Below are 25,853 nucleotides of genomic sequence, written 5' to 3' on the forward strand. Positions count from 1 at the left end.
TTAACAGTGTCGCAGCAAAGGAGCGTTGATGGCTGATCACCATACTCATCACAACCATGGTGGGCAGACCGCCACTGAACACGAGCATGAAGGTCACGGTCAGCACGACCATCATGGGAATCACGACCACGGTGACCACGTAGGGCAGTTCCGTAGGCTGTTCTGGATTAACCTCGTCATCGCCATCCCGGTCGTGATCTTCTCGCCGATGTTCGCCAGTCTGCTTGGCTATACCGTTCCAGACTGGTCGCTGTGGATCTCACCGCTACTGGGCACCGTCATGTATGCCTGGGGCGGCTGGCCATTTTTGACCGGCGCCAAGGAAGAGATCAAAGCCCGACAACCGGGCATGATGTTGCTGATCAGCCTAGGTATTACCGTTGCCTTCTTCGCTTCCTGGGCGGCAACACTTGGCATCATCGAACCAGAACTCGAATTCTGGTGGGAACTGGCTTTACTGGTCGTGATCATGCTGTTGGGGCACTGGATCGAAATGCGTTCCCTGGAACAGACCACCTCCGCTCTCGACTCACTTGCAGCGTTGCTCCCTGATGAAGCCGAGCGCATTGAAGGGGACGACATCATCACGGTTGACCCCTCCGAGCTGCAGGTTGGCGATGTGGTGGTGGTTCGCCCCGGTGGCAGTGTCCCAGCAGACGGTGAGATCGTTGATGGTAGGGCGGCCATGGATGAATCGATGCTCACCGGCGAATCACACTCGGTCATCCGCGGAGAAGGCGAAATCGTGATTGCGGGAACGGTAGCCACCGATTCAGGTTTGAGAATACAAATCAACGCGATCGGTGATGACACCGCCCTGGCGGGGATCAACCGTCTGGTTGCTGAAGCCCAAGGATCCTCATCTCGTGCGCAGCGCATTGCAGATCGTGCAGCAGCTTTGCTCTTTTGGTTTGCACTGGGTGCTGCGGCAATCACCGCCATCGTATGGTTTGCTATCGGTGAGCCCGACGCCGCAGTCGTCCGTATTGTCACGGTGTTGGTCATTGCCTGTCCACACGCCCTTGGGCTTGCTATCCCGTTGGTCGTCTCCATTGCCACCGAACGGGCAGCACGCGGGGGAGTGCTCATCAAGGATCGTTTGGCGTTGGAATCCATGCGCCACGTTGATGCTGTGCTGTTTGATAAAACCGGCACCCTGACCAAGGGCGATCCGGTTGTTAATGCCGTTGAAATCACGGGTGATTTCGAGGAAGACACTGTACTGGCCCTGGCCGCAGCGGCAGAAGCAGATAGTGAACACCCGCTAGCAAAAGCCATCGTCAGTGCGGTCAAGCAACGAGGCCTGGCCGTACCAGCAGCCACGGGGTTTGCTTCATCACCCGCGGTTGGAGTGACAGCCACGGTCGATGGACACCAAATACGAGTAGGTGGACCCGCACTGCTGGAAGAAACCCACCAACCAGAAATCGAGGCCGCCGATAACTGGCGAACCGAGGGTGCGATCATCTTGCATGTGTTGCGTAACGGCACCATGATCGGTGGGCTGAAACTGGCGGATGAAATTCGCCCGGAATCCTACGATGCAGTCACAGCACTGCACCGTCTCGGTGCTGAAGTTGTGATGATCACCGGGGATGCAGAAGCCGTAGCCCATGCTGTTGGACACGAACTTGGTATCGACCGGATTTTTGCCAGTGTACGCCCGGAAGATAAATCTGCAAAAGTCTCCCAGCTGCAAGATGAAGGCAAACGGGTGGCCATGGTTGGTGACGGTGTCAACGACGCTCCAGCTCTTGCCCAAGCAGACGTTGGTATCGCGATCGGGGCAGGCACCGACGTAGCGATCGCTTCCGCAGGCGTCATCCTCGCCAGCTCGGATCCTCGCTCCGTCATCTCTGTCATTGACCTGTCCCGAGCAGCGTATGCAAAGATGAAACAGAACCTGTGGTGGGCTGCGGCGTACAACATCCTGGCTGTGCCGTTGGCCGCTGGTATTTTGGCCCCCATTGGATTTGTTCTACCAATGTCAGTTGGAGCGGTGTTGATGTCGCTTTCCACGATTGTGGTGGCACTGAATGCACAGCTGCTACGTCGGATTGACCTCAGACCTGAAGCCAGCACGCAAGCAGTCCTCCAGAATGCCTAAGGGCAACGTCCTAGAGTTCGGGTTCAATCAGTCGGATGGCCGGGTTTTGGGCCGCTAATTCAGCCACGGTTTGAAGAATCATGTTTTGCATCGCGCCGGCCGCTCGGCTCAGCTGCACGTCTTTGCGATGTGCAAGGGCGATCGTCCGGGTCAGTGAAGGCTCGATGAGCCGACGCGACTCCAAACCAGGTCGGTCTAACAAAACGGTTGCCGGAACCACGGCCACACCCAGCCCTCGCTCAACAAAGCGCAGCACAGCATCCATTTCAGCGCCTTCCAGAACGACATTGGGTGCTAGGTCGTGTGCACGATACGCCCCCATCGTGGCGGCACGAAGGTCGTAGCTTTCCGAAAAGACGATTTGCGGCATATCTGCCAGTCCACGCAGCGAGAGCTCTGCCTCATGGCCTACAAAATGTTGTGGATCTGCTGAAACGACTACAAGTTCTTCGACGAATAACGGCGTGTGTTCAAGACTCTCTGCAGAGGCGGGATCGTGCTCCGAGGCAACGATCAAAGCAAGATCCAACGTTCCGCCGACCAGCTCGTTCAGTAAATGATGCGACCCAGACTCTCGCAGGTGCAGATCAACACCCGGGTAATCCCGGTGATACGGGCCGACAACCTCGGCGACCACGGAAACGCACATACTTGGCGGTGCTCCGAGCCGGACTCTGCCGCGGCGCAGCCCAGCCATTTCGTGCATTTGGAATCGGATATGTTCTGCATCGGCCAGCATGCGAGAGGCTACCGGCAGTAGTGTTTCACCGGCGGCAGTCAGTGTGATATTGCCCCTAGCGCGGTTGAAGAGTTCGGAGCCAAGCTCGGTTTCCAAACCCGAAATGTGCCGGCTCAACGTCGGTTGAGCGACGTGGAGTTTGGCTGCAGCCTTGGTGAAATGACCGGTTTCCGCCACGGCCAGGAAACTTCGCAGCTGTTCAAGATTCATGTCAATAGCATATATGCATCGAAACGAGTCGGATAATTCATTGGACTGATCGTCAGTGGGGTTCTTACCGTGGGAGCATGTTGAAGAACAAAACCCAAGAACAGCAAATTTCTACCAGCGTGTTAGTGATCGGTACTGGAGGTTCAGGCCTTCGGGCCGCGATCGAATTGGCCGAACTTGGCGTCGATGTCCTAGCGGTTGGAAAGCGTCCACGTCATGACGCACACACCTCGCTGGCCGCAGGTGGCATCAACGCAGCGCTGGCAACCATGGATGAAGAGGACTCGTGGCAGCAGCATGCAGCAGACACGATCAAAGAAAGCTATCACTTAGCGGACCCACAAACCGTGGAGATCGTGGCGAAAGGCGCAGAGCAAGGCATCGCAGACCTGGAACGCTACGGTATGGGCTTTGCCCGCGAAGACGATGGCCGCATTTCTCAGCGCTTCTTTGGCGCCCATACGTTCCGGCGCACTGCATTCGCTGGCGACTACACCGGCCTGGAAATCCAGCGCAGCCTGGTCAAGCGCAGCGAGCAACTTGAGATCGCCATACTCGACACCGTCTACATCACCGACATCCTGACCGAAGGCAATACCGTCTTCGGTGCCTATGGTTTCGACGTCAACGACGGCAGACGATACCTCATCCACGCCGACGCCGTGATACTGGCGGCCGGAGGACACAACCGCATCTGGCGCCGTACCTCCTCTCGCCGCGACGAGAACACCGGTGATTCATTCCGTCTGGCAGTCGAAGCCGGTGCTCGGCTTCGCGACCCAGAACTGGTGCAGTTCCACCCATCAGGGATCATTGAGCCAGAAAATGCGGCCGGAACCCTCATCTCAGAAGCAGCTCGCGGCGAAGGCGGCATTCTACGCAACGCATTGGGGGAGCGGTTCATGGAACGCTACGACCCAGAGCGCATGGAACTCTCCACTCGAGACCGCGTGGCGCTCGCAGCCTATACCGAGATTCAAGAAGGTCGGGGTACTGAAAACGGGGGAGTCTGGCTCGACCTATCGCACTTACCTCGAGAAGTGATCCTGCAACGACTGCCACGTGTGTACCAAACCATGATGGAAGTACAGATGCTCGATGTGACCCGGGAACCCATCGAGATCGCACCGACCGCACACTACTCCATGGGCGGTGTCTGGGTGCGACCAGAAGACCACTCAACAGATGTAGCTGGTCTCTATGCAATAGGGGAAGCCTCCAGTGGACTGCACGGAGCGAATCGTTTGGGTGGCAACTCCCTGATCGAATTGCTGGTTTTCGGACGCATCGTGGGACAGGCTGCGGCAAACTACTCAGCCAATCTGCAGGCACACACCCGGTCGGCCGAGGTGGTTGCGAAAGCTCGCGGTGAAGTCGATCGACTGCTTGCTGCCGACGGAACAGAAAATGTCCGCGCACTGCAGCGTGCCATACGCGACATGATGACCGAATACGCCGGTGTGGTGCGAACCGAAGCGGGGCTGACCGCTGGACTAAAACAGCTGGAAGAAATTGAAGCGCGCATGGCCAACGTCGGAATTCACCCAGATATCGCCGGGTTCCAGGATCTTGCCCACGCGTATGATCTGAAATCCTCAGTCCTTTCCGCACGCGCCACCCTGGAAGCAGCACTCGAGCGCAGAGAGACGCGTGGTTGCCACAACCGCAGCGACTATCCAGAGATGGACCCGGATATGCAGGTCAACCTCGTGTGGTCACCTACCGACGGCGTCACTCGAGAAGAAATTGCACCGGTACCGGAGGACATTAGCTCCCTGATCCGCGAAGTCAGCACCGAGGGCAAACTCGTTGAATAAATAACGTGGTCTGGTCGATGGTTCGCTGGCACAGCGAACCATCGACCGGCCAGCATTCCGCTGTCAATTTCAAAAACCGGTATACGTGAGCGAGGGACATTTTCGACAAGGTAGAGTAGGCGCCGTGTCTTTATCAATTGGTTTTGTCGGACTGCCCAACGTAGGCAAGTCAACGCTCTTTAACGCCCTTACCCGCCAGACGGTTCTTGCCGCGAACTACCCGTTCGCAACCATCGACCCCAACGTTGGAATAGTCGATCTCAAGGACCAGCGCCTGGACCAGCTCGCAGGAATCTTTGGCTCCCAAAAAATCCTGCCCGCCACCGTATCGTTCGTCGATATCGCCGGCATTGTCAAAGGTGCTTCCGAAGGTGAAGGCCTAGGAAACCAGTTCCTCGCCAACATTCGCGAATCCTCTGCCATCGCCCAGGTCGTTCGCGTATTCGAAGACTCCGACGTTATCCACGTCGACGGCAAAATCGACCCCAGCTCGGATATGGAAACGATCAACACCGAGCTGATTCTCGCGGACATGCAGACCTTAGAACGTGCCATCCCACGCGTTGAAAAAGAAGTCAAAGGCAAAAAACAGGATAAAGCAGTCCTGGATGCCATGGTTGCAGCGCAAGCCGTTCTTGAACGCGGCGACACCATCTTCTCTTCCATCGACTCCGACAAACTGGACATGGAACACCTGCAGGAACTCAACCTGCTCACCGCAAAACCATTCATCTACGTCTTCAACTCTGATGACGACATTCTGGGCGACGAAGCCAAGCAGCAAGAGCTTGCCGACCTAGTGGCACCTGCACGTGCAGTCTTCCTCGATGCCCAGTTCGAATCCGAACTCGTGGAAATGTCAGAAGAAGAAGCCCAAGAAATGCTCGAGATGGCCGGCCGCGAAGAATCCGGAATGGACCAACTCGCTCGCGTTGGTTTCGAAACCCTTGGCCTACAGACCTACCTGACCGCAGGGCCAAAAGAAGCACGCGCTTGGACCATCAATAAGGGTGACACTGCTCCAGAAGCTGCCGGTGTTATCCACACTGACTTCCAGCGTGGTTTTATTCGCGCCGAGATTGTCTCATTCGCAGATCTGCTCGATGCTGGTTCAATGGCCGAAGCCAAGGCAAAAGGCAGAGTCCGTCTTGAAGGTAAGGAATACCTCATGCAGGATGGCGACGTCGTGGAATTTAGATTTAACGTCTAACGTTATTGACGCGACGCGCCAAGCGGCTCGATCCTCGACTGCGACGGAGAGCGCTCTCCAAATTGCTCTTGTTGCATGGTGCAACTGAACTTGATGAGCTTCGAGTCCCACCGGTGAATCAGCTGGAGGCTCCTCGAGGTGATCGCGCTGGTCAACACAGCATAAGGATTAACGACCAGTGGCGAATCTGTTTTGTTTGGACGCCAGCCGGTCCTGGTGACGTAGAGATCACCGACTACCATTGGGAGGCGACATGAGTGACAAAATTCCACCCATCTATCCCGGCGAGATTTTAATGGAAGAGTTTTTGGAACCGATGGGGATTACGCAGCACAAGCTATCGGTGTCCATTGGTGTTCCGCCACGCCGGATCAATGAAATTGTGCACGGTAAGCGTCGGATTTCGGCAGATACCGCGCTGAGGCTGGGCCGCTACTTCGGGATGACAGCGCAGTTCTGGATTAACTTGCAGTCGCACTACGATCTCGAAGTCGAACGGGAAGCGATCAGTGATCAGCTTGACGAAATCACCCCACTACGGGTGGCGTAATCAATAACGATTTCATGGAGCCCTGCGGTCATAATGTTGCGCTAAGGTGCGCTCGGGTTTCGTTTTAGAACAGTGGCCAAGGCACCGCAGGCATATGACCGCTTGGTGCGGGGAACTGCCCGGTGTCGGCTAATTCAGAACAACGGGTGACTAACGCAGATAGTTCCTCTTCACTGAGAAAATTGGCTAACTCTTGGCCCAGCTCGCCAGATAATGCATCGTTGAGTTGGTCGACTGCCTGCAACTCGTCTTCACTCAGTGGCTCCTCAATCCACCCCCAGAGCACGGTGCGGAGCTTATGCTCTGCATGAAAACACAGTCCATGGTCCACACCGTACCGGTGCCCGTCGGGCATGGGGAGGATATGGTCGCCTTTCCGATCGGCGTTGTTGACCAGCACGTCAAATATGGCCATGCGACGAAGTTCTGGGGTGTCTTCGTGCAGCAGCGTGACCTGTTCACCGTCGCCATCCTGACCGTGCAGCACGGTTTTCCACCCCGTAGCTGGCAGGTCGTCGGTTGGCATCAGGTCTACCGCATGCTGTTCGAGATCTGCTGTTTGCCACAGCTGTACCATTCCTTCACCGAAGCGACCATCGCGCAACCAGGTGCGCGGCACTACATCCCAGCCGAGGGCCTCGGATACGAGAAAGGCCGCCACCTCCCGGTGGGCTAAGGTACCGTGCGGAAAGTCCCATAGTGGCTTTTCGCCTGCGATAGGTTTGTACACGACACTGACATCGCCGATTGTCCCGAAAAATGTTGCATTGGACGCCGTTGTGATGCGGCCGGCGAGTTCCAGCTCGGCGGTGAGCAGTTCTTGGTCGGGCATTACTGTTCGGGTCCGGCGCAGGTGTGCCCGTCAGGATCCATGGGGTGACCACAGCTGGAGCAGATCGGACGTCCAGCGGCCACGATTTCATGGGTGCGTTTAGCAAAAGCTCGCGCCATACCGACTGGCATCCGCACTCGGAGAACCTCATCAGCATTTGGTTCTTGCTGGGGCAGGCCCTCTTCGGTATCAGCGTCGCGGAAAGCGTGGGCCTCCAGCACAACCTGTGCCACGGTGGGGTCCCAACCAAGGTTCATGGAGCCAACCTGGAAGAGTTCCACGACCCCTTCCAGCGGTTCATTGTCGACTATTTCCACAGGGGTATGCGATGGGACGCTGTGTGGATTGCCTTCGAGTGTGCTGAGCTCATCTAGCATCTCGTCGAACATTTCTGCTACGAGTGCCGCATGCTGTTTTTCTAGAGCGATGCTGGCCAACTCTGCTCCGGAACGCGCCTGCAAATAGAAGGCTCGTTCGCCGGGCTTACCGATGGTGCCGATGACAACACGATCGGGCCAATTGAACTCGTGGGTTGTAGTGGGCATTTTAATATCCTAGACCGGTTGCGTTCATGATGTTTGGTGGCCTGCTCCGCCGCCTACTGGGGCCTCGGAACTCAGTAAGCCGGGAGCGAGCCAAGAAAGATCCCCGGCTTCGGTATTGATCGCGTACACCCGCGGACCATTCGTACCGTAATGCACAATCGAAGCGGAAGCTGGGCCTACACTCAGGCGTTGAAAAAGGTCGAGGTGCATTCCTAAGGCATCGGCCAGGATGGACTTGATAATGTCTCCATGGCTGACTGCTGCCCACACCGCGCCTTGTCCGTGCTCAACCTCGAAAGCTGCATCGTGACGGCGAATAGCCGACACTGCCCGGGCCTGCATTCCTGCCATGGTTTCCCCGCCTGGAAACGTCACCCCCGACGGGTGTGATTGAACCTGCGACCAGAGGTCCTCTTTGGTTAGCTCGGCGAGGGTGCGACCTTGCCAGGACCCATAATCACACTCGTTCAAATCCGAGTCCGTCGGCAGGTCGTGTGCTTGTGCCTGGCGTTGCAGCACGGCCTGGGCAGTCTGAATACATCGTTCCAGTGGACTGGAAACAACGCCGACGAGGGGTATCGGAGCTAAACGATCTGCGGTGTCCGCTGCCTGGTCATGTCCGGTCTCATCGAGTTTGACCCCGGGGGACCGACCCGCCAGCACTCCGGCGGCGTTAGCTGTGGTGCGACCGTGCCGCACAAGAATAACTGTGGCCATAGAGCCCAGCCTAACCACCAGTGCCGTGACAAGGCGACTCCTAAGCCGCTAGATTAGGCCTTTCGTGGATTCGGGATTGAGGACGGCGCTTACGTGTCAGCTGACTACGCTGAGCGAACCGTTGTGGGTCTGGTTGAAGCCTGGAATACTTTGGCTATGGCTAGCTATGAACGTCAAGAAGCGATCGCGATACATGCCTCCCCAGAAGCGGTTTACGACCTGATTTCAGATGTGACCAGAACCGGCGAGTGGAGCCCAATCTGCAAAAGCTGTTGGTGGCACGACGGAGACTCCGCACAAGTTGGTGCACACTTTACCGGACGAAATGAGCGTGACGGTCATACCTGGGAAACGGTCAGTGAAGTCGTCGTGGCAGAACGAGGCCGAGAATTCGCCTGGGTGGTCGGGGAGGGCTATGTGCGCTGGTCGTACACCATGGCTCCGCTCGACGAGGGGACTGAACTGACAGAGTTTTGGGAGTTCCTGCCCGCTGGGATCGAGATGTTCCATGAAAAATACGGCGATAAAGCCCCTGGTCTGATCGAAGCACGCATTGAAGACGCACACCAGGGGATACCGGCTACCTTGGCCGCAATCAAACGGATTGCCGAAAAATAAGCTCTGACGACGTCAACGATAAATATACCCATCTGTCCTACACGAAACCGCTAGATTAGACTCACTGTCTACTACTGAACGGGTATTATGTCTCGCTCCATCACTCACAAAATAGTCCTAGCCTCGGCAATGATCACTGGTTTGGTCTTGTCAGGGTGCTCCTCTGACGAAGAAGTGTCACCCGAGATAACCCCAATTGCCAGTGACGCCGCAACGGGACCGGCAAACGGCGTCCAAGGCCCCGACTCGTCAGAAGCCCAGGAGGCACCAGCGACCGACGGCAACGATTCTCAGCAGCCGGGTATGGAAGATGCCTTGGCCGAGCGGGACCAGTTTATGGAGGATCAACAGCTTCCACTGGACGGTTCGCAGCTGTCAGCGGTCACACCAGAACAGCAGCAATTTATTGAAGAGCAGCGCACCCACGTCGAGCAACAAGGCGGGGTTTGGTCCCCAGAGGCCGAAAGTCTAACGCTTGCCTTGACCGCTGATGCGTGTGAAACAGCAATCCTGAACAATCACGATACGGATGCTTCAACTGTCCAAATGCACATCGATACGTCACCGCTGTTTATGAACCAGATTCCGGAAAGTCTTCCAGAGGCCGAACGAGAGCAGGCACAGATGAGCATGGCAGACATTATGGTGTACGGCATGCAGCATATGTGTCCCGAAGATTTTCAACAGTGGAGTGATGCTGTGCAGGAACTGCATCCTGAGTACTACGGTTCACAGCAGTAACGTACCCTCGGGGCTTCTCGAGTATGGTGAATACGACGTTTGATTTGCCCATACCCGTTAGAGGAGGTTGTCGTCATGACTTTTCATGTTTATCTTTCCGGTGAGATCCATACCGATTGGCGCGAGGAAATTCAGCGCGGTGCTGAGGCTGAGGGCTTGGATATAGTCTTTACCGCGCCAGTGACTGACCACCCTGCTAGCGATGCAGCGGGTGATCACCTCGGTAAGCCAGAGAACAACTTCTGGCGGGACCACCAGTCGGCAAAGGTCAATGCGATTCGCACACGCACGTTGATCGAGCAGAGCGATATGGTCGTGGTGCGTTTCGGCGACCAGTATAAGCAGTGGAATGCCGCTTTTGACGCCGGCTACGCCGCAGCACTAGGTAAGCCCTACGTGACACTGCACGATGAGGATATTGTTCATCCGCTCAAGGAAGTCGATGCCGAGGCGCAGGCCTGGTGCACAACCACCGATCAAGTGGTAGAGACTCTGCGGTACGTGCTCAAAGCCTAAGAGAGGTTCGCGTAAGCATATTCGTTGAACAGGGCTTGCCATGATGACGTGAGACTGTTTGGCTGGACCATGAAGTCCAACATCAAGGACTCAAGGAGGTCTGTATGACTGAAAACCTAAACGGACACACTATTGCATTCGTCGCTACCAACGGCGTTGAGCAAGTGGAACTTACCTCACCATGGGACGCTGTGAAAAATGCCGGAGCTACTCCGGTGTTGGTCTCAGATAAGCAAGACAGTATCACCGCTATGCAGGGCGACTGGGAGCACGGAGATACTTTCACAGTGGATCGCAACATTAGCGAAGCAAAAGCTGAAGACTTTGACTCTGTCGTGCTGCCTGGTGGCACTCTGAACGCTGATACGTTGCGTACCAACGAAGACGTACTCAACTTTGTGCGTGGGTTCTTCTCGGCGAAGAAACCGGTCGCGTCGATCTGTCACGGCCCATGGCTGCTAATCAACGCCGGCGTCGTCGAAGGCCGGAAGGTCACGAGTGTCGATAAGATTTCCATCGACTTGAAGAACGCCGGAGCCAACTGGGTGGACCAAGAAGTCGTCGTAGACAACGGTTTGACTACTTCACGGAACCCAGGCGATCTTGATGCGTTCAACGCCAAGCTCATTGAAGAGGCTGCGGAAGGTAAGCACCGTCAACAGACTACATAATCGTTCCCTGCGCTGAGGGGCTGATCTCAAGGGCCCGCTACCGACTGATCGGTGGCGGGTCTTTCGCATGCCGGTGTTAGATCCCAAAGTATGTACGTGTAAAAATGAACGTATGGATTTAAGTTACTTTTGGACCGGCTGGGAAGCGATATGGCATACCCTACTGATCGGCACGGTCGGCTATCTAACCCTGGTCATACTGCTGCGAGGGACGGGCCCGCGCACGATGGCCAAGATGACCCCGTTGGACTTCGTCATCGCAGTCAGCCTCGGCTCGGTCTTCGGTCGTGTTGTCACAGCGGTCGACGTGGGCCTCGCGCAGGCGGTCGTGGCATTGGTGTTGCTGGTTATCATCCAGTGGGTGCTCGCTGCCTTACGTGCGCGGTGGAAGTTCATGCGTCGACTCCTCGACTCGCCCCCGGTTTTGCTCTATTACGACGGCGAGCTGCAACAGAAAGCTTTGCGTCGGCACCGACTCACCGACATCGACGTTCACACCGCTGCCCGTCAATCCGGTCAAGGGTCACTCGCCGATGTGCAGGCCGTGATCCTGCAGGCAGACGGAACACTTGGGGTCATCGGGTCAGACTCGATGGGGGACGGATCCAGTGTGCTGCCGTTCATTGAGCGTGAGTGACTAGAAAATTTTGAATTGGACCTCTAGGGCCCGCTACCGATTGACCGGTGGCGGGCCTTTCGCATGGCAGGAAGACCTCACGAGCTATAGATGGATAGCAGCCTGATTGTTACGATGACAGCCATGTGGCAGACATCGGATAGCAAAGCGTTTTCGCTCGCAAAAAGTCAGGCACAAAAATCTTTCGACGAGGGTGGCCTGCCCATCGGATCCACGCTCGTTGATGGTAGCGGCGAGATCATCGGGGCCGGGCATAATCAGCGGGTCCAGTTAGCAGATCCGACAGCGCACGGTGAGATTTCTTGCCTCCGGAATGCTGGGCTCCGCGGTAACTACCAAGACTGCACCATCTTTACGACACTCGCGCCATGCTCAATGTGTACGGGGGCGATACTGCTTTTCAAAATTCCACGCGTGGTTGTTGGCGAAGCGACTGCCTTCAGAGGAGACTTGGACAGGCTTCGTGAGGCAGGCGTTGAAGTCCTCGTCGTCGATGATGCGGAGTGTATAGAACTGATGCAGCGCTTCATGGCCGTGAATGAGGAAACTTGGAAAGAAGATATCGGCGAAGGATACTTACCCCGATAAAACCGAACACTAGAAGTCGGACGCAATAGCTTCTTCTCCGCGAGAGTAGTTCAGGAAGGAGGCTACCGTGATCGACATCCTGAATCGTCTCGTGAGTGAGATTGAACAACATATCGGAGAACATCTTGACGTCGATGCCTTAGCGGCAGCATTAGGAACGACTGGTTTTCATGCCCGGCGCATGTTCTCGTCTCTTGCGGGGATGCCTGTATCTGAATACGTTCGCCGCCGTCGCATGACGGTTGCAGCTGCTGATGTTGTGGGCGACCAGGATTTCCTAACCATTGCCGTTCGGTATGGCTATGGGTCAACTGAAGCGTTTGGTCGAGCGTTCCGCGCTGTACACGGCGCGAGCCACGGCGATGTTCGCAGAGACGGTGGTCCCCTTCGGAACTATCCGCAACTCAGGTTTCACCTGACAGTCGAAGGGAGTGCCCCAATGGACGCAAGAATCATCCAACAACCCGCTTTCCGCCTGATCGGCCATGGAGTACGCGTGCCGCTGCTCTACGAAGGCATAAATCCATACATTCAAAAGCATGTAGCTTCAGTGTCGGTTGCCGAGCATGAACGACTCGAACAGCTCAGCGACATAGAACCCACTGGCTTATTGCAGGTAAGCCACGATGTCGACCCCGACTATACGGAGGGCTCCAAGCTAACGTATCTGCACGGTGCTGCGGTAAGCGCCAACACACATGTGCCCGACGACCTCGACGTGATCGAAGTCGACGAAGGGTCATGGGTGGTCTCTAGGACGTCTGGAGAACACCCCGCGGCGCTGCAGGCTGCATACGCTGCATCCGCCACGGAGTGGTTCCCCTCGAACCCCTGGCGGTTGGGGCCAGGACCATCCATTGTGTCGGTGCTCGATCATTCCGAAGACTTCAGCACAGCCACGTGTGATCTCTGGTTCCCGATCGAACGCGCTTGACGAGTAAGTACGGACCGGGTGGCGAAAATTCGCTCCCCGGTCCGCTCTAGTTTCTGGTGGAGAAACGTAGTCGAGTGGAGATTTAACGGATACCGTTGTCAGCGTAAGAACAGATATTTGCCTCAGACAGAGTGAAGGGCACAACGCGATGGCATCACCTGAAAACATTCTGTTGCACCTTCCCGACGAGGAAGAACAGCAGGTGCGCGAGATATTCTCCAGGCTCGAGGAACGCGGCTTTCCGAGACAACACCAGACCCCGCATATCACCATCACCTTTTCACCCTCCATGTCAGAAGATGTTGTGGATCGTGCTGCAGAGTTGCTACCAGCGGTCATCCCTGCCAGTTTTCACAGGGTAGGCACCGTCGTCTTCGGTACGAAGCGAAAACAGACCGTTGCGTGGCTTCTGGAAACTACAGATGCTCTTGAGATTGCAGCTCGCGAGATTAGCGCGTTGAACCCGGACGGTCGGGGCCCGCGATGGAATCCGCATTTGACAGTTGGATTGCGGCTACCGCGCGAGATGGTGCCAGATTACCTGCGGGCGCTCGATGAGGTAACGCCGCCGCGTTTCAAAGAACTCACAGCCGTGCGGGCGGCTTTCTGGCGACCCGCTGTTCAACACATGACTGTCCTCGCAGGGTCGAAAACCCGCGTCTAAGGAGATGATATGGGCCAGATCGTACACGACACCATCATCTTGGAACGAGCAATCAATGCTCCGGTGGCTGCGGTGTGGAATGCCTATGCTGATCCAATAGCGCATGCTCAATGGAGCGTACCGGTGGGTGAAGCCATGGTATTTGACCAGACAGACTTCCGTGAAGGAGGTCAGGATCACTATCGCTGTGGGCCACCGGAATCGCTTGGTTTTCACGCGGTTGTGCAATACAACAAGGTCACTCCACATAACTTCATCGTCTACACAGAAACAGTCACAACTGGTGCTGAACTCTTGGCTACGGGTCTTGTGACCTGGGCGTTCGAGCCCAGTGGCAACACTGCGCACGTGATGATCACGAACCAACTTGTTTCATACGTCGGGCCTGGCATGGTCGAGGGAAACCGTAGTGGCCACACCAAAGCATTAGAACAACTACAAGGGTCTCTGGCGTAAGCCACGACGATTCCCTGTGGCGGTGGTCAGTGGCAAAGTCAGAATCGTAGTGACAAAGCCCACCCGGTAATTTCGTGCTCAGTGGACGAATTCGACACGGTGTAGAAAACTTCGAGTAGGCTGAAAATATGGACTTTCTTTATGCTCTTTTCTTATTCTTGCACTTTGTAGGTGCAGCAGCCCTACTTGGTGGCTGGTTGGCAAACTTTAGGACCCCAACGGTCGGTTATTGGCAGCATCTTGGTGCTTGGCTTCAACTCATCAGCGGTCTGATGCTAGTTGGCCTTGCTGAGATGACTGCTGGTGATGACGGTGCCGGTCTGAACCATATGAAGATCGGTATCAAACTCGTGATTCTGATCGCTATCCTTGTCGCCGCAATTATCGGCCGTCGCAAGGTAAAACGTGGTGAAGAAGTATCGACCGGTATCGCACACGCGGTCGGTGGACTGACGCTGATCAACGTAGCAATCGCTGTTTTCTGGTAAACCTACACTTCACGTAAAAACCGCAAGGCCTCGGTAGTTCATGACGAACCACCGAGGCGTTGTGCTTTAACAGCTCTCACCTTGAACGACACGTTTGTCTGGGGGTAATACAAGGAAAATTGTTGTGGTTCCAGCACGTCGGACCTGTGCTCTACGACAGGCCGATTGCTACCGTGACAGTCTGATAGAAGCGGTAGGGAACATCGTGGAAATTGGGAGTCTTGATGTATTTGAATTGGTGGTTTTACATCTCAGTGTTGTACCAACTATTGCTGGTGGTCGGTGGACTCATATTGCTGCTCACCCTGATATCAATTGCGAGGTCGCTACGAACAATTGCCGAAAACTCCGGGCCTAAGCCGTATAAGCGTGGCGGGGGAGTGCTGGACCAGGACGGTTATGAGCCAGGAGAACAACAGAGCTAGTCTGGTCAAGGCCCACCAGTGGCCAGGCCGAGCTCAACGCTAAACCGACTTCCAGATGTCATCTCCACGAGCAACGACGTCGTAGCCGCCGTCAGCAAAAATAACCTGGCCTGTCATGCTGGCGTTCGCATTTGCAATTAAGCCATCAAGCACGTCACCGGTCCGGTCGTTAATATCTTGTGCTACTCGGGCAACCATTTCCAGACTGCCCAAATCTCCGGTGGTATCCCCTTCATGTAGGTCCACACGAATGACGTCATCACCTTGTGCTTCGCATAATTCGGCAGTTGCTTTGCCGATCCCTGATGCAGCTCCGGTAACCACGATGGTGCGTGTCATACGTGCGGTACTCCCAAGTTTGTGAAACCATCCAAGCGCCTTTCGCGCACCATAGCAAAGCACGGGTGACCGGCTGGTTCTGTCCACCCTCGCACCGCAGTACGCGTTAAAACTCTCGACTTCTTCTTAGCAACTGTTGACCGCATCGCGGCGGGTGTAGTGGAGTCAAGACAAGGTTGGGGAAGGAACCATTTGCGATGACTGATATAGCGCCCACCATCTTGGACCGCGTCGAGCACATCACGGCGCGCCTGACAGAACTGCTGGACGGTGATGTTGATGCATCATCGTTGACTCGGTCGATGTACTCGACCGATGCCTCAAACTATCGGGTCGTGCCCGATATCGTCGTGCTACCGAAAAACTCTGACGACGTTGTGACTGCACTCGATATTGCCCGCGAATATTCGCTGACCGTTACCGCTCGCGGTGGAGGCACTTCGATGGCGGGTAACGCTATTGGCCCGGGCTTGGTCCTGGACTTCTCCAAGTACATGAACAACGTGCTGCACATTGATCCTGAAAACCACACAGCAACCGTACAACCGGGTGTCGTGCTCTCGGACCTACAACACCAGCTCGCCCCGTATGGACTACGGTTTGGGCCCGATCCTTCCAGTGCGAACCGCTGCACGATCGCCGGGATGATCGGCAATAATGCCTGCGGGCCCCATGGGCTGTCGTACGGGTGCACCGCCGATAACATCGTCACGCTTAAACTGCTCACCGGTCGTGGCGAGATCCTGGAGGTTGGCGTTGGCCCCAATGGCCTTGATGCTGTGCCCGGTCTGGATGAGCTGGTCATGGGAGAGCTAGCGGTATTGCGCACCGAATTCGGCCGCTTCAACCGCCAGATCTCCGGTTATTCCATGGAACACCTTTTGCCCGAAAACAACCGAAATCTCGCGGCTGCCATTGCCGGAACAGAAGGCACCGTGGGCATTATTCTAGAAGCCACCGTGCGCGTGGTCCCGCGGTCCGCAGCTCCGGCACTGGCCGTGCTGGGTTATGCCGATATGGCAACTGCAGCTGACGACGTCGTCAACCTCCTCCCACACAAACCCCTGGCGTTGGAAGGCTTAGACGCTGCCATGGTCGATGTGATTCGTCGGACCAAGGGCGACGCGGCGACGCCCGGGCTGCCCGAAGGTGGCGGCTGGTTGATGATCGAAGTTGATGGGCCCGATACTGAGGAAGCACTACGCAATGCTCAAGCATTGATTGCCGATGCAACGGCGGTTGATACGGTGGTTCACTCAGCCGGGCCAGAAGCCATTCGACTCTGGCAGATTCGGGCCGACGGTGCCGGTCTGGCCAGTCGTACCCCGGCCGGTGAAGCAGCCTGGCCGGGTTGGGAAGATTCAGCCGTGCCACCAGAACACCTGGGCGCGTACCTACGGAAACTAGAAGCGCTGATGCATGCACACCAGCTATCCGGGCTGGCCTACGGACACTTCGGCGACGGTTGTATTCATCTGCGGATTGATTTTCCACTGGCTACCGTTCCCGAAGGCCTGCGCCTGTTCATGGAAGAAGCCGCCGAGCTCGCGACTAGCTACGGTGGTTCCCTGTCCGGTGAGCACGGCGATGGTCGCGCTCGTTCCGAGCTGCTACATACTATGTATAGCGACGAAGCACTCGATGTGATGGCTCGCTTCAAAGGCCTTCTGGACCCAGACGATCTGTTGAACCCCGGCGTGGTGGTGCGGCCCAAACCGCTTGATGCTGATCTGCGCCGTCCTGCTGCCGCGACCATGATGGCGACAGATGGTTTTGCGTTTGCCTCCGACGACGGAAACTTCACCAACGCCATGCACCGGTGCGTAGGCATCGGGAAATGTCGTGCCGATGGCCGAGAACAAGGCGCATTTATGTGCCCGTCGTATATCGCCACTGGGGACGAGAAAAATTCCACCCGCGGCCGAGCACGTGCACTACAGGAGATGCTCAATGGTGGAGTGGTCTCGGACGGCTGGGATTCCCCCGAAGTACACGAAGCTCTGGACTTATGCCTGAGTTGTAAAGCCTGCGCCAGTGATTGCCCAACGGGCGTTGATATGGCCACCTATAAATCCGAAACCCTGCACCGCACCTACCAGGGGAGACTACGGCCACGCGCGCACTACACCCTTGGACGACTGCCACAGTGGCTACGTTTGGTCGGTCCGTTTGGTCGCATCGTCAACGCACTGGGCAAGATCACGCCACTGCGTAAAGCCATGCTGTTTGCCATGGGTGCCGATGGTCGACGTTCACTACCTGAGCTAGCTGCCAAACCGTTTCGACGTCTGCGCAAGAATGTGCACACCACAGCAAAACCAGAAGCTACAAAGGTAGTGCTCTGGGTTGATTCGTTTACCGACGGTTTGGCACCAGAGATCGCATTGGACGCCATCACTGTTTTGGAAGCAGCCGGTTGTGAGGTCACGATCGCGGAGCCTGGTGTCTGCTGCGGCCTCACGCTAGTCAGCACCGGCCAGCTCACAGCCGCCAAACGAGAACTCACCAATACCGTCGAGATCTTGCACCCCTATGTTGCGGCCGGTTATACGGTGGTCGGGCTAGAGCCTAGTTGTACTGCGACGCTTCGATCAGATCTGGTCGAACTCCTGCCACAAGAACCTGGTGCCCACGAAGTATCCCAACAGGTCAAAACTATTGCCGAACTCTTGACCACGCTGGACTGGCAGCCACCTCGGTTGGATCGAAAACTCCTGATCCAACCGCACTGCCATCAATATGCGATTATGGGCTTCGAAACAGACCAAAAACTATTGGAGACTCTTGGTTGTGACGTCGAAATCTCTGCCGGCTGCTGCGGCCTGGCAGGCAATTTCGGCATGGAACGCGGTCATTATGAGGTCTCAGTAAAAATCGCGGAAGAAGGCATCCTCAACAACATTAACAGATCACCCGACCGTGAAGTACTAGCGGATGGATTCTCCTGCCGCACCCAAATCACCGACCTAGACGGGACGAGTAGCAAACACCTGGTGCAACTTATCGCAGAACACCTGCGGTAAGTTAGGCGGCATAGACGCACACTTCGGTACAAAGAAAATGCTTCCGTCAAGAACAGGTTCGAAGCCCCATGACAAAACCGCACTTGCCTGCGTATTTTTCTGAGTCATTCCCCGGTAAAGCTGGTTGGCCGCTCGGTCTTGCCCACCGCGGGGCCGACATCCAACGCGAAAATACGATGGCGGCAGTGCGTGACGCCGTTGAACTAGGTTTTAGCTATATCGAAATCGACGTTCAGACCAGCGCCGACGGCAAAGTCGTGGTCTTTCACGATGATCAACTCGACCGCATCACCAGTGGAAACGGAAAAATTTGCGAGTACACCTGGGACGAACTGTCGCAACTCAAAGTGCTTGGACCCAAGCCACATGACGAGCAGGCAGGGGAGCGGCTCGTACTCCTTGAAGAAATGCTTGAGACGTTTCCGACGACTCGGTTCAACGTGGATCTCAAAGACCTGGCCTCGGCGGCTCCCACAGCCGTGATTCTGCGCCGTACCGGAGCCTGGGACCGTGTGCTCATTGCTTCATTTCGGGATTCGCATCGCCGAGAGTTCTTCAACCACATACATGCCGACGATCCCGAAGTAGCCTCCTCCGGCGGGGTTGAAACAGTCGCAAAATTATTGGCGGCACATCATCTTGGAATACTGACTACCGCCGTCCGGTTGCTCCGCAATGATCTACCACTGCATGCCATTCAGGTACCCATTCGGCAAGGGCCGATTCGGGTCGTGACCAAACGGTTCGTGGCTGCGTGCCATAGGGCGGGGATTGCTGTTCATGTTTGGGTCGTGAATGATCAAAGTCAGATGAGGCGTTTATTAGAAATCGGTGTCGATGGACTCGTGACAGATAACCGCGCCGGTCTTGCTGAAGTGCTTGGGGACCGTGATCAATGGCCGCAGGAATCCTATGACGACCCTCGTGGTAATTAGCTGAATATGCCATCCTGGGGTTATGACACAACTTCTGGTGATTCATCATGCTCCGACCGAGAGCGTCCAGCAACTGCTGGACGCCGCCATCCGGGGAGCAAATCATCCTGATATTGAAGGTGTTGAGGTTACTGCAGTGCCGGCACTGGCATGGGCCAGGGGAGAGGCAGACGAAACCACTATCCAGCAGGCTGCGGGCTACTTATTCATTACGACTGCCAACTTTGGCTACATGAGTGGCGCTCTCAAACACGTCTTCGACAGCAGCTTCCTGAAGATCGGTGGTTCATTGGACGAATCCGGAGGTGCAAGTGGCAGTGGTGCCACCACGCACCGTCGCCCGTATGGTCTGATTGTCCACGGGCGGTACGACACCACTGGCGCGGTGCGTTCGATAGAGGCAATCGTTGGTGCCTTGGACTGGCAGCTTGGTGCCGAAACCTTGGAATCGATGGGGGACGTTACCGAAGAGCATCTTGCCGCTGCTGAGGATCTCGGGGCTACATTGGCGATCCAACTTACAGACTGGTAGATGCAAAAATCCCCCACGTGCGCATGGAAAAGCGTGGGGGATGCAATGACTTCACGGCGATGGTTCTATGAAGGATCCTCGGGGGAAAGCTCGTGAGTGTAGGTGTTATCGATTGAAATGAGCGCGTAATCTCCAGTGTCGTTGGAGATGGCCAGCATCTGGGCGGCACCCTTCGCCTTTACATCCTCGAGCAGTCGGGAGTAGCGCGCGTCTGCGTCCTCAAAATTCGCAAAAGTTTTGTGATACGTATAATTCGATTTCGTGTCTGTGAAATGTAATGTAGCCATATCGTCATAATATACAATGCGGCCGACATGTCTTACCAGTTGAGCATAATTCTTGTGGTAGGAGTCACCCGAAGGCGAGTCGGGCTTCGACGACGCTGAGGCTAGTTCCGCCTGGCCACATATCTAGCCGTGACATATCGAGTTCGATCGCCAGCTGCTCCAATTGAAGTTCAAGTTCAGCGAGCTGTTGCCGTGTTTCTTGTGTGTTTTCGAATCGACGAGAAGTCTCGACAACGGTCATACCGAGAAAGAGCAAGGTCTGTACTGCAGCCCAGACGGCAAGAGCGATCGCCCAGAACAGCGCTTTAGGATCGTGGGTTGCGATCTGCTGATGGTTGTACTCCATATGCTGGGCGAGATCTTGCAACTCATAGGACAGGTAATCCACCGTGAGTGTTGAATCGTCAGCCGCACCGACGACCCGTGGCTTAGTGAACGTGAAGTAGTACGTGCCGAGGCGAGAGTCGATGCCCCAGCTAATTTCCCCGGTCATGATTCCAGCTTCACCTTTGAGCCTGAGCCTAGGGTGTTTGCAAAATTTCCTTCCCGTTTACTCGTTTTGACTCGGGCTGGCAAGGCATCAGACCTGCCGGCGTCATCTTCATGATGGTGTGTCAGTAAAAAGCTCGGGCCCCGATGAAAAATCATCGGGGCCCGAGCTTTTAGATATGGAGCGTTAGCGCGCTAGTGCGGCTTAGTAGCGTCCGTATCCAATGACGTTGTTGTACTGGTTGTACGTCGCCATGTTGTTAGTGGTCACGCCAGCGCTTGGGTTACGTGCGTGAGCAATCTGGCCACCGCCAACGTAGACAGCTACGTGGGTAACGCTACCGCTGCCGTAGAAGACCAGGTCGCCGGCTTGCAGCTGACCTGCAGAGATTTTCTGTGCAGAAGCGTACTGGGCTGCCGAGGTACGTGGAAGGCTCTTGCCGTCCTGCGCCAAGGCAGTCTGGGAGAAGCTTGAGCAGTCATACACGTTACCGGCACCATTTGCGCCGAGACGGTAGGATGCCTGGCCGCTGTTTGCCATGTTGGCCGCCCAGGAAGCACCTGAAGTCGAAGCGCTAGCAGTGCTGGTTGACTGGCTGACGCGTTCGCTGTTGCTTGAGTCAACGCTGGTGTTGTTGGACGAGCTGCTCGAAGAGGTGTTGCTCGACGAGGATGAGCTCGAGTTGTTAGAGGAGCTTGAGCTCGACGAAGTGGTCGACGGTGCTGCAGCTGAGCTGTTGGATGAGCTCGAGCTGGAGGAACCTGCACCAGGAATGGTCAGTTGGTCGCCTGGGTAGATCATGTGCGATGACAGACCGTTTTCGCTCATCAGCGCGGAAACGGAGGTTCCGTGTTGAGCTGCGATCTGGCCCAGGGTATCGCCGGATACAACGGTGTGTGTACCGCTTGAGCTGGAGGTCGTGGTAGCTGAGCTATCGGAGTCACCTGGGAATGACAGGTTCTGGCCCGGGTAGATCAGGTGTGATGAGAGGCCGTTCGCTTCCATGAGGCCGGAAACGGTGACGCCGCTGTTCTGAGCAGCGATGCCGCTGAGGGTGTCTCCGCTTTCAACGGTGTGGTTTGCGTGAGCTGGTGCAATACCGGCTACCGAAACGCCTGCGAAAGTCGCGAAGCTGGCAACGCCAAGTTTCATGGAGCGCATGCGGCGACCGCGCTGCTGGAGTTTCTCGGCTGCGATCCGTTCGCGGCGAGTAGCGTAAATCATAAATAATCCTTCGGAAATGAGTGATCTATTCAAATGTCTAAAATCGTCAATCTCGTCGGGCGCACCAACAGTGACGTTGTCTTTTTCGGCGTATCGACGGAGCACACTCACCCTTGCGTCGTTACCGAACCGTGACTCAGTTTATCGTTTCGTTATCAAAAGGCAATTCATCGTGACCTTTTCGTGTCGAATGTTCCGCTCGGGAGGTCGATGAAGGCTTCAATTTTTCTGTGCCGCGCAAGTCCTCGACTGGTCTTGTTGTGAGGTGGGCCATTCTTGTGGAGGCAATGCTGGAGCATGCCTTGGAGAAGAATTCGTCCAGGTGACGTCCGATTTTCTTGTTGAGCTAGAGGCGTTCCGAGGCTCGTTGACAGTGAAGCTGGTGTGATCGAGATGTGTTTTTGTGCAGACTCGAACGAAGGTCGAAATTTGAAAATAATAATTCACTGTCGGCTAAATTTTCCGTTGCGAAGCGTGGCCCGGGCTGTCCTGTTCTGCCAGCATCGTTGTAATCTGTGCCGCATGGAACAAGACGACCTGCCAAAGCTGGCAGAGGCATGTAGGGAATTCGTTGATTTGCGATGGCCTGCCGGTGGCGGTGGGGGAGCAGCGATGCTATTTGGTGATGGCACAACACTTTGTGGCACGAGTCCCGACGTATTGAATGCATCTGTCGAGATGTGCCACGAGGTTGAACCGTTCGCGGCGGCGTTTCGACTACAGCAGCCTGTTCTGGCTTCCATTTGCTTGCATAAAGAATCCGCCGGACGCTTTCTTGTGTTTAGCCCGTGCGGGGTGTGCCGAGAGCGGCTGGCAATTCATGGTCCCCAAGTTCAGGTTGCAGTTGCTTCGCCCGATGACGTGACCGTTCCGGTTTGAAAACCTTGGGGGAACTCCTTCCTGATTACTGGCTCTGTGCAGTACCCGGCGAACTCCCCTCGGGCTGGGGCGACAAACCTCGAAGTTGAGGCACACAACATTGCTTGTTTGAGGCGTGGTGCTTCGCTGATGTGACGTCGCTATCCGGCTATGTAAACCTTGGTGGCCGCCTTCGTGGGGATTCAATGAACAGCAATCGAACTTCCCTTGGTTGCAGGTTCTGCAAGTAAATTTGCGATTACCGTGAGCCTCATGCTCATCACAGACCTGATCAAAGACCGCGTCCATCGGTTGTCCCAAAACTGACCTTCGTTTCGTGCGTGGGTTTTGGGTGAAGAAACACAATGATTACCGTAGCGAAGCATAGTACTCAGCCAGTGTTCGCTGCCCGTGGGCGGTGCCGGTTGAATCGGATGTAGCGCTGCCTGCGCCCTGTCGCGTCGAACGCCAATTGGACCACTTGACGGTAGGTCAATACTTCTGGGCCGCCAACGTCCCACGTGCCGGTGTCGTCAGAAGGTTTGGCGAGACAGAAGTCTGCGAGGTCGGCGCCGTGGATGGGGGAGAGTCGTACGTCTCCAGCCCCCAGGCCGAATGCGATACCTCGACGGGCGAGGTTGAAGACTTCGGTGAGGTCTGAAAAATACGCGGATGGGTTGATGATGTGCCAGCGCAGCGGTGACCGGCTCAAGATTTCCATGAAAGCATGTTTTGCTCGAGACACCGTGGAAGTACCCTCGGCAGCATGCATCACTCTGATATACATGAATGATTTCACGCGCTGTTTTTCGGCAAATTTCAGGTAGTGAAGGTTCAATGCAAAGTCGACCGTCCACGGATCAGATTTCTGCCGGGTGCCAGCGCTCGCTGTTGATCGCGGACCACGGCACGGATGCGATAGCCGGCATTGTGGAGCCGCTGCACGAGGTATCTACCGGCGTAGCCTGTCGCTCCGAGAACCAGGACGCATTGCTGCCTAGCCATACGGGTAGTTCCTTGGTTGCCGTCGAGCATTGGATCGCGTGTGACGTCGGACTTGTCTGATAATAAGAACGATCGAACCCGGCCCAAAGAACAGTAAGCCAAGCCCGCCGGCGATAATGGGCGCTAGTGGGCCGCGATGTCCCCAGGCCGCAGGCGCCAGCACGCCAGATAACAGCATGAACAGACTAAAGACGGTAAATACGAGGCACAGAATGATGCCGACGATCATCGAGCCTTCCGAACCGTCTGCCTGGCTCCGCTTGAGTATTCCCCCTAGCACGATTGCCGCACCAAATGTGATGCTGGTCAGAGCCATCCAGCCGTTGCCGATGAACAAAATGAACACACCACATGCGGCGAATACCATCCCGAGGATGATCATGAGGACGGAGTCTCGACGTTCTTTGCGAAGGTTTTTCTGCATATCGGCGTACAGTTCAGGATTCGAGTTCAGAAAGTACTCAAACTCCGGGTTAGGGCGCTGTTGTGTCATAGGATCTCGTCCCCTCCAGCCTTGCCTGGGCGTGTTTGATCGGCACGGGACCTTTGGACGAGTTTCACGATGAGCACGATGAGACCCGGGCCGAAGAAGGCTAAACCGAGTGAACCTGCAATGACCGCATAGAGCGGACCTCGTTGCCCATCGAAGTCTTCTGGCGAGACCACCGCGCCAATGATCATGAGTGCACTGAGCACCACGAATAACAGGCAACCAATCACAGCAACTTTGAGTGAACCGTCGGAGCCATGTGCCTGACTCCAGCTGAGCACCCCGCCCAGAACCACGGCTAGGCCGAACACGATGCTGGTCAGGCCCAACCACAGACTGTCTGTGAACCAGATGAACACGCCAGTGATGGTAAAGAGGGTGCCGATGATGAACATGGCGGTCGATCTTCGACGCTCTGTGCGTCTATATCGTGCTGCGGAGTCCCAGTGTTTTGGCTTCATAGGAGCACTGTATACCTCTTCGAAGGCGGTCACGTTGAGCGTATATTGATGGTCTCACCGTTGGCCGGCAGGTGGCTTTGAAAGCTGATGGGCACGGCTGCTGCATTGACGAGGTCGGCCCCGTCCAGCGCGTGAAGATGTAGGTGAGGTTCGGTGCTATTGCCAGAATTGCCGCACCTACCAATGATCTCACCGTGCCGTACTCGTTGGCCGGGTTCTACCGTGATGCTGTGCTGCTGCAGGTGGCACAGGGCGACGATTGCTGTTTGCTTGTTGCGGTCAGTGGTTTCAATCAGCACATGATTCCCAACGATGGTATGTATCCCGCGTGCTAATCGGCGTCGTTGGGTGAGTGCGTACCTCACAGAAGGTATACCTCGATACGCCTTGTGATCGATCTCAGAATGGTGCGCGCGGAGCACGGTGCCATCCACCGGCGCAGTGATGAGTCGACCAAAGCCAGCAAAGCGCGTTGGTGGTTCTGGCCGAAAGAATGATGAAACGGTAAAAGGTGCGGAGCTGTCCCGCTCATCGACCGGCACGAAATCTATGGCGTAGGACAGTCCAAACATCGGTGTGCCATGACTTGGTACCCGATCGGCTGGACTATTGCGTACCTGCCACCGGCCCGTGAAGGGATAGTGAAGCCTCAGTGTGCCCTGCATGTTGGCCATTGTGCCACTGCTGCGACACGTTCGGTAGGGTCCAAGAGGAACTGTCCACCAGAATCGCCCGATAGTGGAG

33 protein-coding genes are annotated in these 25,853 nt (G+C 55.9%); 20 read left to right on the forward strand and 13 right to left on the reverse strand.

Features of this window, described 5'->3' with window-relative positions:
* The first annotated feature begins 28 nt into the window (after window positions 1-28).
* Window positions 29-2,107, forward strand: a complete 2,079-nt coding sequence (locus G583_RS0110065; RefSeq protein WP_022871053.1) for a heavy metal translocating P-type ATPase — start codon at window positions 29-31, stop codon at window positions 2,105-2,107.
* Window positions 2,108-2,117: 10 nt separating this feature from the next.
* On the opposite strand, the gene G583_RS0110070 is transcribed toward G583_RS0110065, so the two are convergent.
* Window positions 2,118-3,056, reverse strand: coding sequence for a LysR family transcriptional regulator (locus G583_RS0110070; protein ID WP_022871054.1), 939 nt, complete (start codon window positions 3,054-3,056; stop codon window positions 2,118-2,120).
* A gap of 77 nt (window positions 3,057-3,133) precedes the next feature.
* On the opposite strand from G583_RS0110070, the gene G583_RS0110075 reads away from it, so the two are divergent.
* The 4 genes from G583_RS0110075 (at window position 3,134) to G583_RS0110090 (ending at window position 6,633) form a co-directional block, all read left to right on the forward strand.
* Window positions 3,134-4,873: an L-aspartate oxidase gene (locus tag G583_RS0110075; RefSeq protein ID WP_022871055.1), complete on the forward strand. Its 1,740-nt coding sequence runs from the start codon at window positions 3,134-3,136 to the stop codon at window positions 4,871-4,873.
* A 124-nt stretch (window positions 4,874-4,997) separates the two neighbouring features.
* On the forward strand, window positions 4,998-6,083 hold the full coding sequence (gene ychF / locus G583_RS0110080) for a redox-regulated ATPase YchF (RefSeq protein WP_022871056.1): 1,086 nt from the start codon (window positions 4,998-5,000) through the stop codon (window positions 6,081-6,083).
* 5 nt (window positions 6,084-6,088) lie between these two features.
* On the forward strand, window positions 6,089-6,340 hold the full coding sequence (locus G583_RS16615; RefSeq protein ID WP_084677362.1) for a type II toxin-antitoxin system RelE/ParE family toxin: 252 nt from the start codon (window positions 6,089-6,091) through the stop codon (window positions 6,338-6,340).
* Window positions 6,337-6,633 carry a HigA family addiction module antitoxin gene (locus G583_RS0110090; protein ID WP_029629478.1) on the forward strand — a complete coding sequence of 99 codons (297 nt, stop codon included), beginning with the start codon at window positions 6,337-6,339 and terminating at the stop codon, window positions 6,631-6,633. Before G583_RS16615 ends, G583_RS0110090 begins: the two co-directional genes overlap by 4 nt.
* A 64-nt stretch (window positions 6,634-6,697) precedes the next feature.
* Here the strand turns inward: G583_RS0110090 and G583_RS0110095 are convergent, their stop codons facing one another.
* The 3 genes from G583_RS0110095 to G583_RS0110105 are packed head-to-tail and all read right to left on the reverse strand — an operon-like array spanning window position 6,698 to window position 8,727.
* Window positions 6,698-7,465 (reverse strand): SCO1664 family protein, encoded by a 768-nt coding sequence (locus G583_RS0110095; RefSeq protein ID WP_022871057.1) that lies wholly within the window; start codon window positions 7,463-7,465, stop codon window positions 6,698-6,700.
* Window positions 7,465-8,010, reverse strand: coding sequence for a DUF3090 domain-containing protein (locus tag G583_RS0110100; protein ID WP_022871058.1), 546 nt, complete (start codon window positions 8,008-8,010; stop codon window positions 7,465-7,467). The genes G583_RS0110095 and G583_RS0110100 overlap by 1 nt, the downstream gene beginning before the upstream one ends.
* A 24-nt stretch (window positions 8,011-8,034) precedes the next feature.
* Entirely contained in the window at window positions 8,035-8,727 is a 693-nt protein-coding gene (locus G583_RS0110105; protein ID WP_022871059.1) for a histidine phosphatase family protein, read from the reverse strand.
* A 93-nt stretch (window positions 8,728-8,820) separates the two neighbouring features.
* Here G583_RS0110105 and G583_RS0110110 point away from each other — a divergent pair, with 93 nt between their 5' ends.
* The 11 genes from G583_RS0110110 (at window position 8,821) to G583_RS0110160 (ending at window position 15,465) form a co-directional block, all read left to right on the forward strand.
* On the forward strand, window positions 8,821-9,345 hold the full coding sequence (locus G583_RS0110110; protein WP_022871060.1) for an SRPBCC family protein: 525 nt from the start codon (window positions 8,821-8,823) through the stop codon (window positions 9,343-9,345).
* An 87-nt stretch (window positions 9,346-9,432) separates the two neighbouring features.
* The gene (locus G583_RS0110115) at window positions 9,433-10,086 is read left to right on the forward strand and encodes a hypothetical protein (protein ID WP_022871061.1); all 654 of its coding nucleotides are present in this window, start codon (window positions 9,433-9,435) and stop codon (window positions 10,084-10,086) included.
* A 75-nt stretch (window positions 10,087-10,161) separates the two neighbouring features.
* Window positions 10,162-10,602 (forward strand): YtoQ family protein, encoded by a 441-nt coding sequence (locus G583_RS0110120; RefSeq protein ID WP_022871062.1) that lies wholly within the window; start codon window positions 10,162-10,164, stop codon window positions 10,600-10,602.
* A gap of 104 nt (window positions 10,603-10,706) precedes the next feature.
* Window positions 10,707-11,273, forward strand: a complete 567-nt coding sequence (locus G583_RS0110125) for a type 1 glutamine amidotransferase domain-containing protein (protein ID WP_022871063.1) — start codon at window positions 10,707-10,709, stop codon at window positions 11,271-11,273.
* Between the two features lie 112 nt (window positions 11,274-11,385).
* Entirely contained in the window at window positions 11,386-11,910 is a 525-nt protein-coding gene (locus G583_RS0110130; RefSeq protein WP_022871064.1) for a DUF421 domain-containing protein, read from the forward strand.
* A 123-nt stretch (window positions 11,911-12,033) separates the two neighbouring features.
* Window positions 12,034-12,498, forward strand: coding sequence for a nucleoside deaminase (locus tag G583_RS0110135; RefSeq protein WP_211210759.1), 465 nt, complete (start codon window positions 12,034-12,036; stop codon window positions 12,496-12,498).
* A gap of 67 nt (window positions 12,499-12,565) precedes the next feature.
* Entirely contained in the window at window positions 12,566-13,432 is an 867-nt protein-coding gene (locus G583_RS0110140; RefSeq protein ID WP_022871066.1) for an AraC family transcriptional regulator, read from the forward strand.
* 148 nt (window positions 13,433-13,580) lie between these two features.
* Window positions 13,581-14,096 carry a 2'-5' RNA ligase family protein gene (locus tag G583_RS0110145; protein WP_022871067.1) on the forward strand — a complete coding sequence of 172 codons (516 nt, stop codon included), beginning with the start codon at window positions 13,581-13,583 and terminating at the stop codon, window positions 14,094-14,096.
* A 9-nt stretch (window positions 14,097-14,105) separates the two neighbouring features.
* Window positions 14,106-14,552 (forward strand): SRPBCC domain-containing protein, encoded by a 447-nt coding sequence (locus G583_RS0110150; RefSeq protein ID WP_022871068.1) that lies wholly within the window; start codon window positions 14,106-14,108, stop codon window positions 14,550-14,552.
* Window positions 14,553-14,680: 128 nt separating this feature from the next.
* Window positions 14,681-15,040 carry a hypothetical protein gene (locus G583_RS0110155; RefSeq protein WP_022871069.1) on the forward strand — a complete coding sequence of 120 codons (360 nt, stop codon included), beginning with the start codon at window positions 14,681-14,683 and terminating at the stop codon, window positions 15,038-15,040.
* Between the two features lie 224 nt (window positions 15,041-15,264).
* Window positions 15,265-15,465 carry a hypothetical protein gene (locus G583_RS0110160; RefSeq protein ID WP_022871070.1) on the forward strand — a complete coding sequence of 67 codons (201 nt, stop codon included), beginning with the start codon at window positions 15,265-15,267 and terminating at the stop codon, window positions 15,463-15,465.
* A gap of 39 nt (window positions 15,466-15,504) precedes the next feature.
* On the opposite strand, the gene G583_RS16835 is transcribed toward G583_RS0110160, so the two are convergent.
* Window positions 15,505-15,804 (reverse strand): Rossmann-fold NAD(P)-binding domain-containing protein, encoded by a 300-nt coding sequence (locus G583_RS16835; RefSeq protein WP_022871071.1) that lies wholly within the window; start codon window positions 15,802-15,804, stop codon window positions 15,505-15,507.
* Between the two features lie 197 nt (window positions 15,805-16,001).
* Here G583_RS16835 and G583_RS0110170 point away from each other — a divergent pair, with 197 nt between their 5' ends.
* From G583_RS0110170 to G583_RS0110180, 3 genes are all read left to right on the forward strand, one after another.
* On the forward strand, window positions 16,002-18,827 hold the full coding sequence (locus G583_RS0110170) for an FAD-binding and (Fe-S)-binding domain-containing protein (protein WP_022871072.1): 2,826 nt from the start codon (window positions 16,002-16,004) through the stop codon (window positions 18,825-18,827).
* Window positions 18,828-18,895: 68 nt separating this feature from the next.
* Entirely contained in the window at window positions 18,896-19,762 is an 867-nt protein-coding gene (locus G583_RS0110175) for a glycerophosphodiester phosphodiesterase (protein WP_022871073.1), read from the forward strand.
* 22 nt (window positions 19,763-19,784) lie between these two features.
* On the forward strand, window positions 19,785-20,294 hold the full coding sequence (locus G583_RS0110180; RefSeq protein ID WP_022871074.1) for a flavodoxin: 510 nt from the start codon (window positions 19,785-19,787) through the stop codon (window positions 20,292-20,294).
* Between the two features lie 65 nt (window positions 20,295-20,359).
* On the opposite strand, the gene G583_RS0110185 is transcribed toward G583_RS0110180, so the two are convergent.
* The 3 genes from G583_RS0110185 to G583_RS0110195 form a co-directional block, all read right to left on the reverse strand.
* On the reverse strand, window positions 20,360-20,581 hold the full coding sequence (locus tag G583_RS0110185) for a hypothetical protein (RefSeq protein ID WP_022871075.1): 222 nt from the start codon (window positions 20,579-20,581) through the stop codon (window positions 20,360-20,362).
* A 64-nt stretch (window positions 20,582-20,645) separates the two neighbouring features.
* Complete coding sequence (locus G583_RS0110190) at window positions 20,646-21,074, reverse strand: hypothetical protein (protein ID WP_022871076.1); 429 nt, start codon at window positions 21,072-21,074, stop codon at window positions 20,646-20,648.
* 201 nt (window positions 21,075-21,275) lie between these two features.
* Window positions 21,276-22,295 carry a C40 family peptidase gene (locus G583_RS0110195; RefSeq protein WP_022871077.1) on the reverse strand — a complete coding sequence of 340 codons (1,020 nt, stop codon included), beginning with the start codon at window positions 22,293-22,295 and terminating at the stop codon, window positions 21,276-21,278.
* Between the two features lie 522 nt (window positions 22,296-22,817).
* Here G583_RS0110195 and G583_RS16840 point away from each other — a divergent pair.
* On the forward strand, window positions 22,818-23,174 hold the full coding sequence (locus G583_RS16840; RefSeq protein ID WP_245540616.1) for a cytidine/deoxycytidylate deaminase family protein: 357 nt from the start codon (window positions 22,818-22,820) through the stop codon (window positions 23,172-23,174).
* A 370-nt stretch (window positions 23,175-23,544) separates the two neighbouring features.
* Here the strand turns inward: G583_RS16840 and G583_RS15540 are convergent, their stop codons facing one another.
* The 5 genes from G583_RS15540 to G583_RS0110215 all read right to left on the reverse strand — a co-directional run bounded on the left by G583_RS15540 (window position 23,545) and on the right by G583_RS0110215 (window position 25,774).
* On the reverse strand, window positions 23,545-23,874 hold the full coding sequence (locus G583_RS15540; RefSeq protein WP_169558784.1) for an SDR family oxidoreductase: 330 nt from the start codon (window positions 23,872-23,874) through the stop codon (window positions 23,545-23,547).
* A 113-nt stretch (window positions 23,875-23,987) separates the two neighbouring features.
* Entirely contained in the window at window positions 23,988-24,158 is a 171-nt protein-coding gene (locus G583_RS16625) for an NmrA family NAD(P)-binding protein (RefSeq protein WP_169558785.1), read from the reverse strand.
* Window positions 24,151-24,651, reverse strand: a complete 501-nt coding sequence (locus G583_RS0110205) for a hypothetical protein (protein WP_022871078.1) — start codon at window positions 24,649-24,651, stop codon at window positions 24,151-24,153. The genes G583_RS16625 and G583_RS0110205 overlap by 8 nt, the downstream gene beginning before the upstream one ends.
* Window positions 24,648-25,109: a hypothetical protein gene (locus G583_RS0110210; protein ID WP_156832099.1), complete on the reverse strand. Its 462-nt coding sequence runs from the start codon at window positions 25,107-25,109 to the stop codon at window positions 24,648-24,650. The genes G583_RS0110205 and G583_RS0110210 overlap by 4 nt, the downstream gene beginning before the upstream one ends.
* Before the next feature lie 29 nt (window positions 25,110-25,138).
* Entirely contained in the window at window positions 25,139-25,774 is a 636-nt protein-coding gene (locus G583_RS0110215; protein ID WP_029629481.1) for a M23 family metallopeptidase, read from the reverse strand.
* Window positions 25,775-25,853 lie beyond the last annotated feature (79 nt).

Origin of the sequence: Yaniella halotolerans DSM 15476, from assembly GCF_000420805.1 — a bacterium.
GTDB lineage: Bacteria > Actinomycetota > Actinomycetes > Actinomycetales > Micrococcaceae > Yaniella > Yaniella halotolerans.

Coding starts and splice junctions, on each gene's coding strand:
- G583_RS0110095 (WP_022871057.1), bottom strand. CDS start 7,465: ATGCCCGACCAAGAACTGCTCACCGCCGAGCTGGAACTCGCCGGCCGC.
- G583_RS0110210 (WP_156832099.1), bottom strand. CDS start 25,109: ATGAAGCCAAAACACTGGGACTCCGCAGCACGATATAGACGCACAGAG.
- G583_RS0110175 (WP_022871073.1), top strand. CDS start 18,896: ATGACAAAACCGCACTTGCCTGCGTATTTTTCTGAGTCATTCCCCGGT.
- G583_RS0110150 (WP_022871068.1), top strand. CDS start 14,106: ATGGGCCAGATCGTACACGACACCATCATCTTGGAACGAGCAATCAAT.
- G583_RS0110170 (WP_022871072.1), top strand. CDS start 16,002: ATGACTGATATAGCGCCCACCATCTTGGACCGCGTCGAGCACATCACG.
- G583_RS0110075 (WP_022871055.1), top strand. CDS start 3,134: ATGTTGAAGAACAAAACCCAAGAACAGCAAATTTCTACCAGCGTGTTA.
- G583_RS0110160 (WP_022871070.1), top strand. CDS start 15,265: ATGTATTTGAATTGGTGGTTTTACATCTCAGTGTTGTACCAACTATTG.
- G583_RS0110130 (WP_022871064.1), top strand. CDS start 11,386: ATGGATTTAAGTTACTTTTGGACCGGCTGGGAAGCGATATGGCATACC.
- G583_RS0110185 (WP_022871075.1), bottom strand. CDS start 20,581: ATGGCTACATTACATTTCACAGACACGAAATCGAATTATACGTATCAC.
- G583_RS0110125 (WP_022871063.1), top strand. CDS start 10,707: ATGACTGAAAACCTAAACGGACACACTATTGCATTCGTCGCTACCAAC.
- G583_RS0110190 (WP_022871076.1), bottom strand. CDS start 21,074: ATGACCGGGGAAATTAGCTGGGGCATCGACTCTCGCCTCGGCACGTAC.
- G583_RS16835 (WP_022871071.1), bottom strand. CDS start 15,804: ATGACACGCACCATCGTGGTTACCGGAGCTGCATCAGGGATCGGCAAA.
- G583_RS16625 (WP_169558785.1), bottom strand. CDS start 24,158: ATGGCTAGGCAGCAATGCGTCCTGGTTCTCGGAGCGACAGGCTACGCC.
- G583_RS0110070 (WP_022871054.1), bottom strand. CDS start 3,056: ATGAATCTTGAACAGCTGCGAAGTTTCCTGGCCGTGGCGGAAACCGGT.
- G583_RS0110105 (WP_022871059.1), bottom strand. CDS start 8,727: ATGGCCACAGTTATTCTTGTGCGGCACGGTCGCACCACAGCTAACGCC.
- G583_RS0110090 (WP_029629478.1), top strand. CDS start 6,337: ATGAGTGACAAAATTCCACCCATCTATCCCGGCGAGATTTTAATGGAA.
- G583_RS0110100 (WP_022871058.1), bottom strand. CDS start 8,010: ATGCCCACTACAACCCACGAGTTCAATTGGCCCGATCGTGTTGTCATC.
- G583_RS0110115 (WP_022871061.1), top strand. CDS start 9,433: ATGTCTCGCTCCATCACTCACAAAATAGTCCTAGCCTCGGCAATGATC.
- G583_RS0110215 (WP_029629481.1), bottom strand. CDS start 25,774: ATGCAGGGCACACTGAGGCTTCACTATCCCTTCACGGGCCGGTGGCAG.
- G583_RS0110205 (WP_022871078.1), bottom strand. CDS start 24,651: ATGACACAACAGCGCCCTAACCCGGAGTTTGAGTACTTTCTGAACTCG.
- G583_RS0110145 (WP_022871067.1), top strand. CDS start 13,581: ATGGCATCACCTGAAAACATTCTGTTGCACCTTCCCGACGAGGAAGAA.
- G583_RS0110065 (WP_022871053.1), top strand. CDS start 29: ATGGCTGATCACCATACTCATCACAACCATGGTGGGCAGACCGCCACT.
- G583_RS0110180 (WP_022871074.1), top strand. CDS start 19,785: ATGACACAACTTCTGGTGATTCATCATGCTCCGACCGAGAGCGTCCAG.
- G583_RS0110135 (WP_211210759.1), top strand. CDS start 12,034: ATGTGGCAGACATCGGATAGCAAAGCGTTTTCGCTCGCAAAAAGTCAG.
- G583_RS16840 (WP_245540616.1), top strand. CDS start 22,818: ATGGAACAAGACGACCTGCCAAAGCTGGCAGAGGCATGTAGGGAATTC.
- G583_RS15540 (WP_169558784.1), bottom strand. CDS start 23,874: ATGGAAATCTTGAGCCGGTCACCGCTGCGCTGGCACATCATCAACCCA.
- G583_RS0110155 (WP_022871069.1), top strand. CDS start 14,681: ATGGACTTTCTTTATGCTCTTTTCTTATTCTTGCACTTTGTAGGTGCA.
- G583_RS0110195 (WP_022871077.1), bottom strand. CDS start 22,295: ATGATTTACGCTACTCGCCGCGAACGGATCGCAGCCGAGAAACTCCAG.
- G583_RS0110120 (WP_022871062.1), top strand. CDS start 10,162: ATGACTTTTCATGTTTATCTTTCCGGTGAGATCCATACCGATTGGCGC.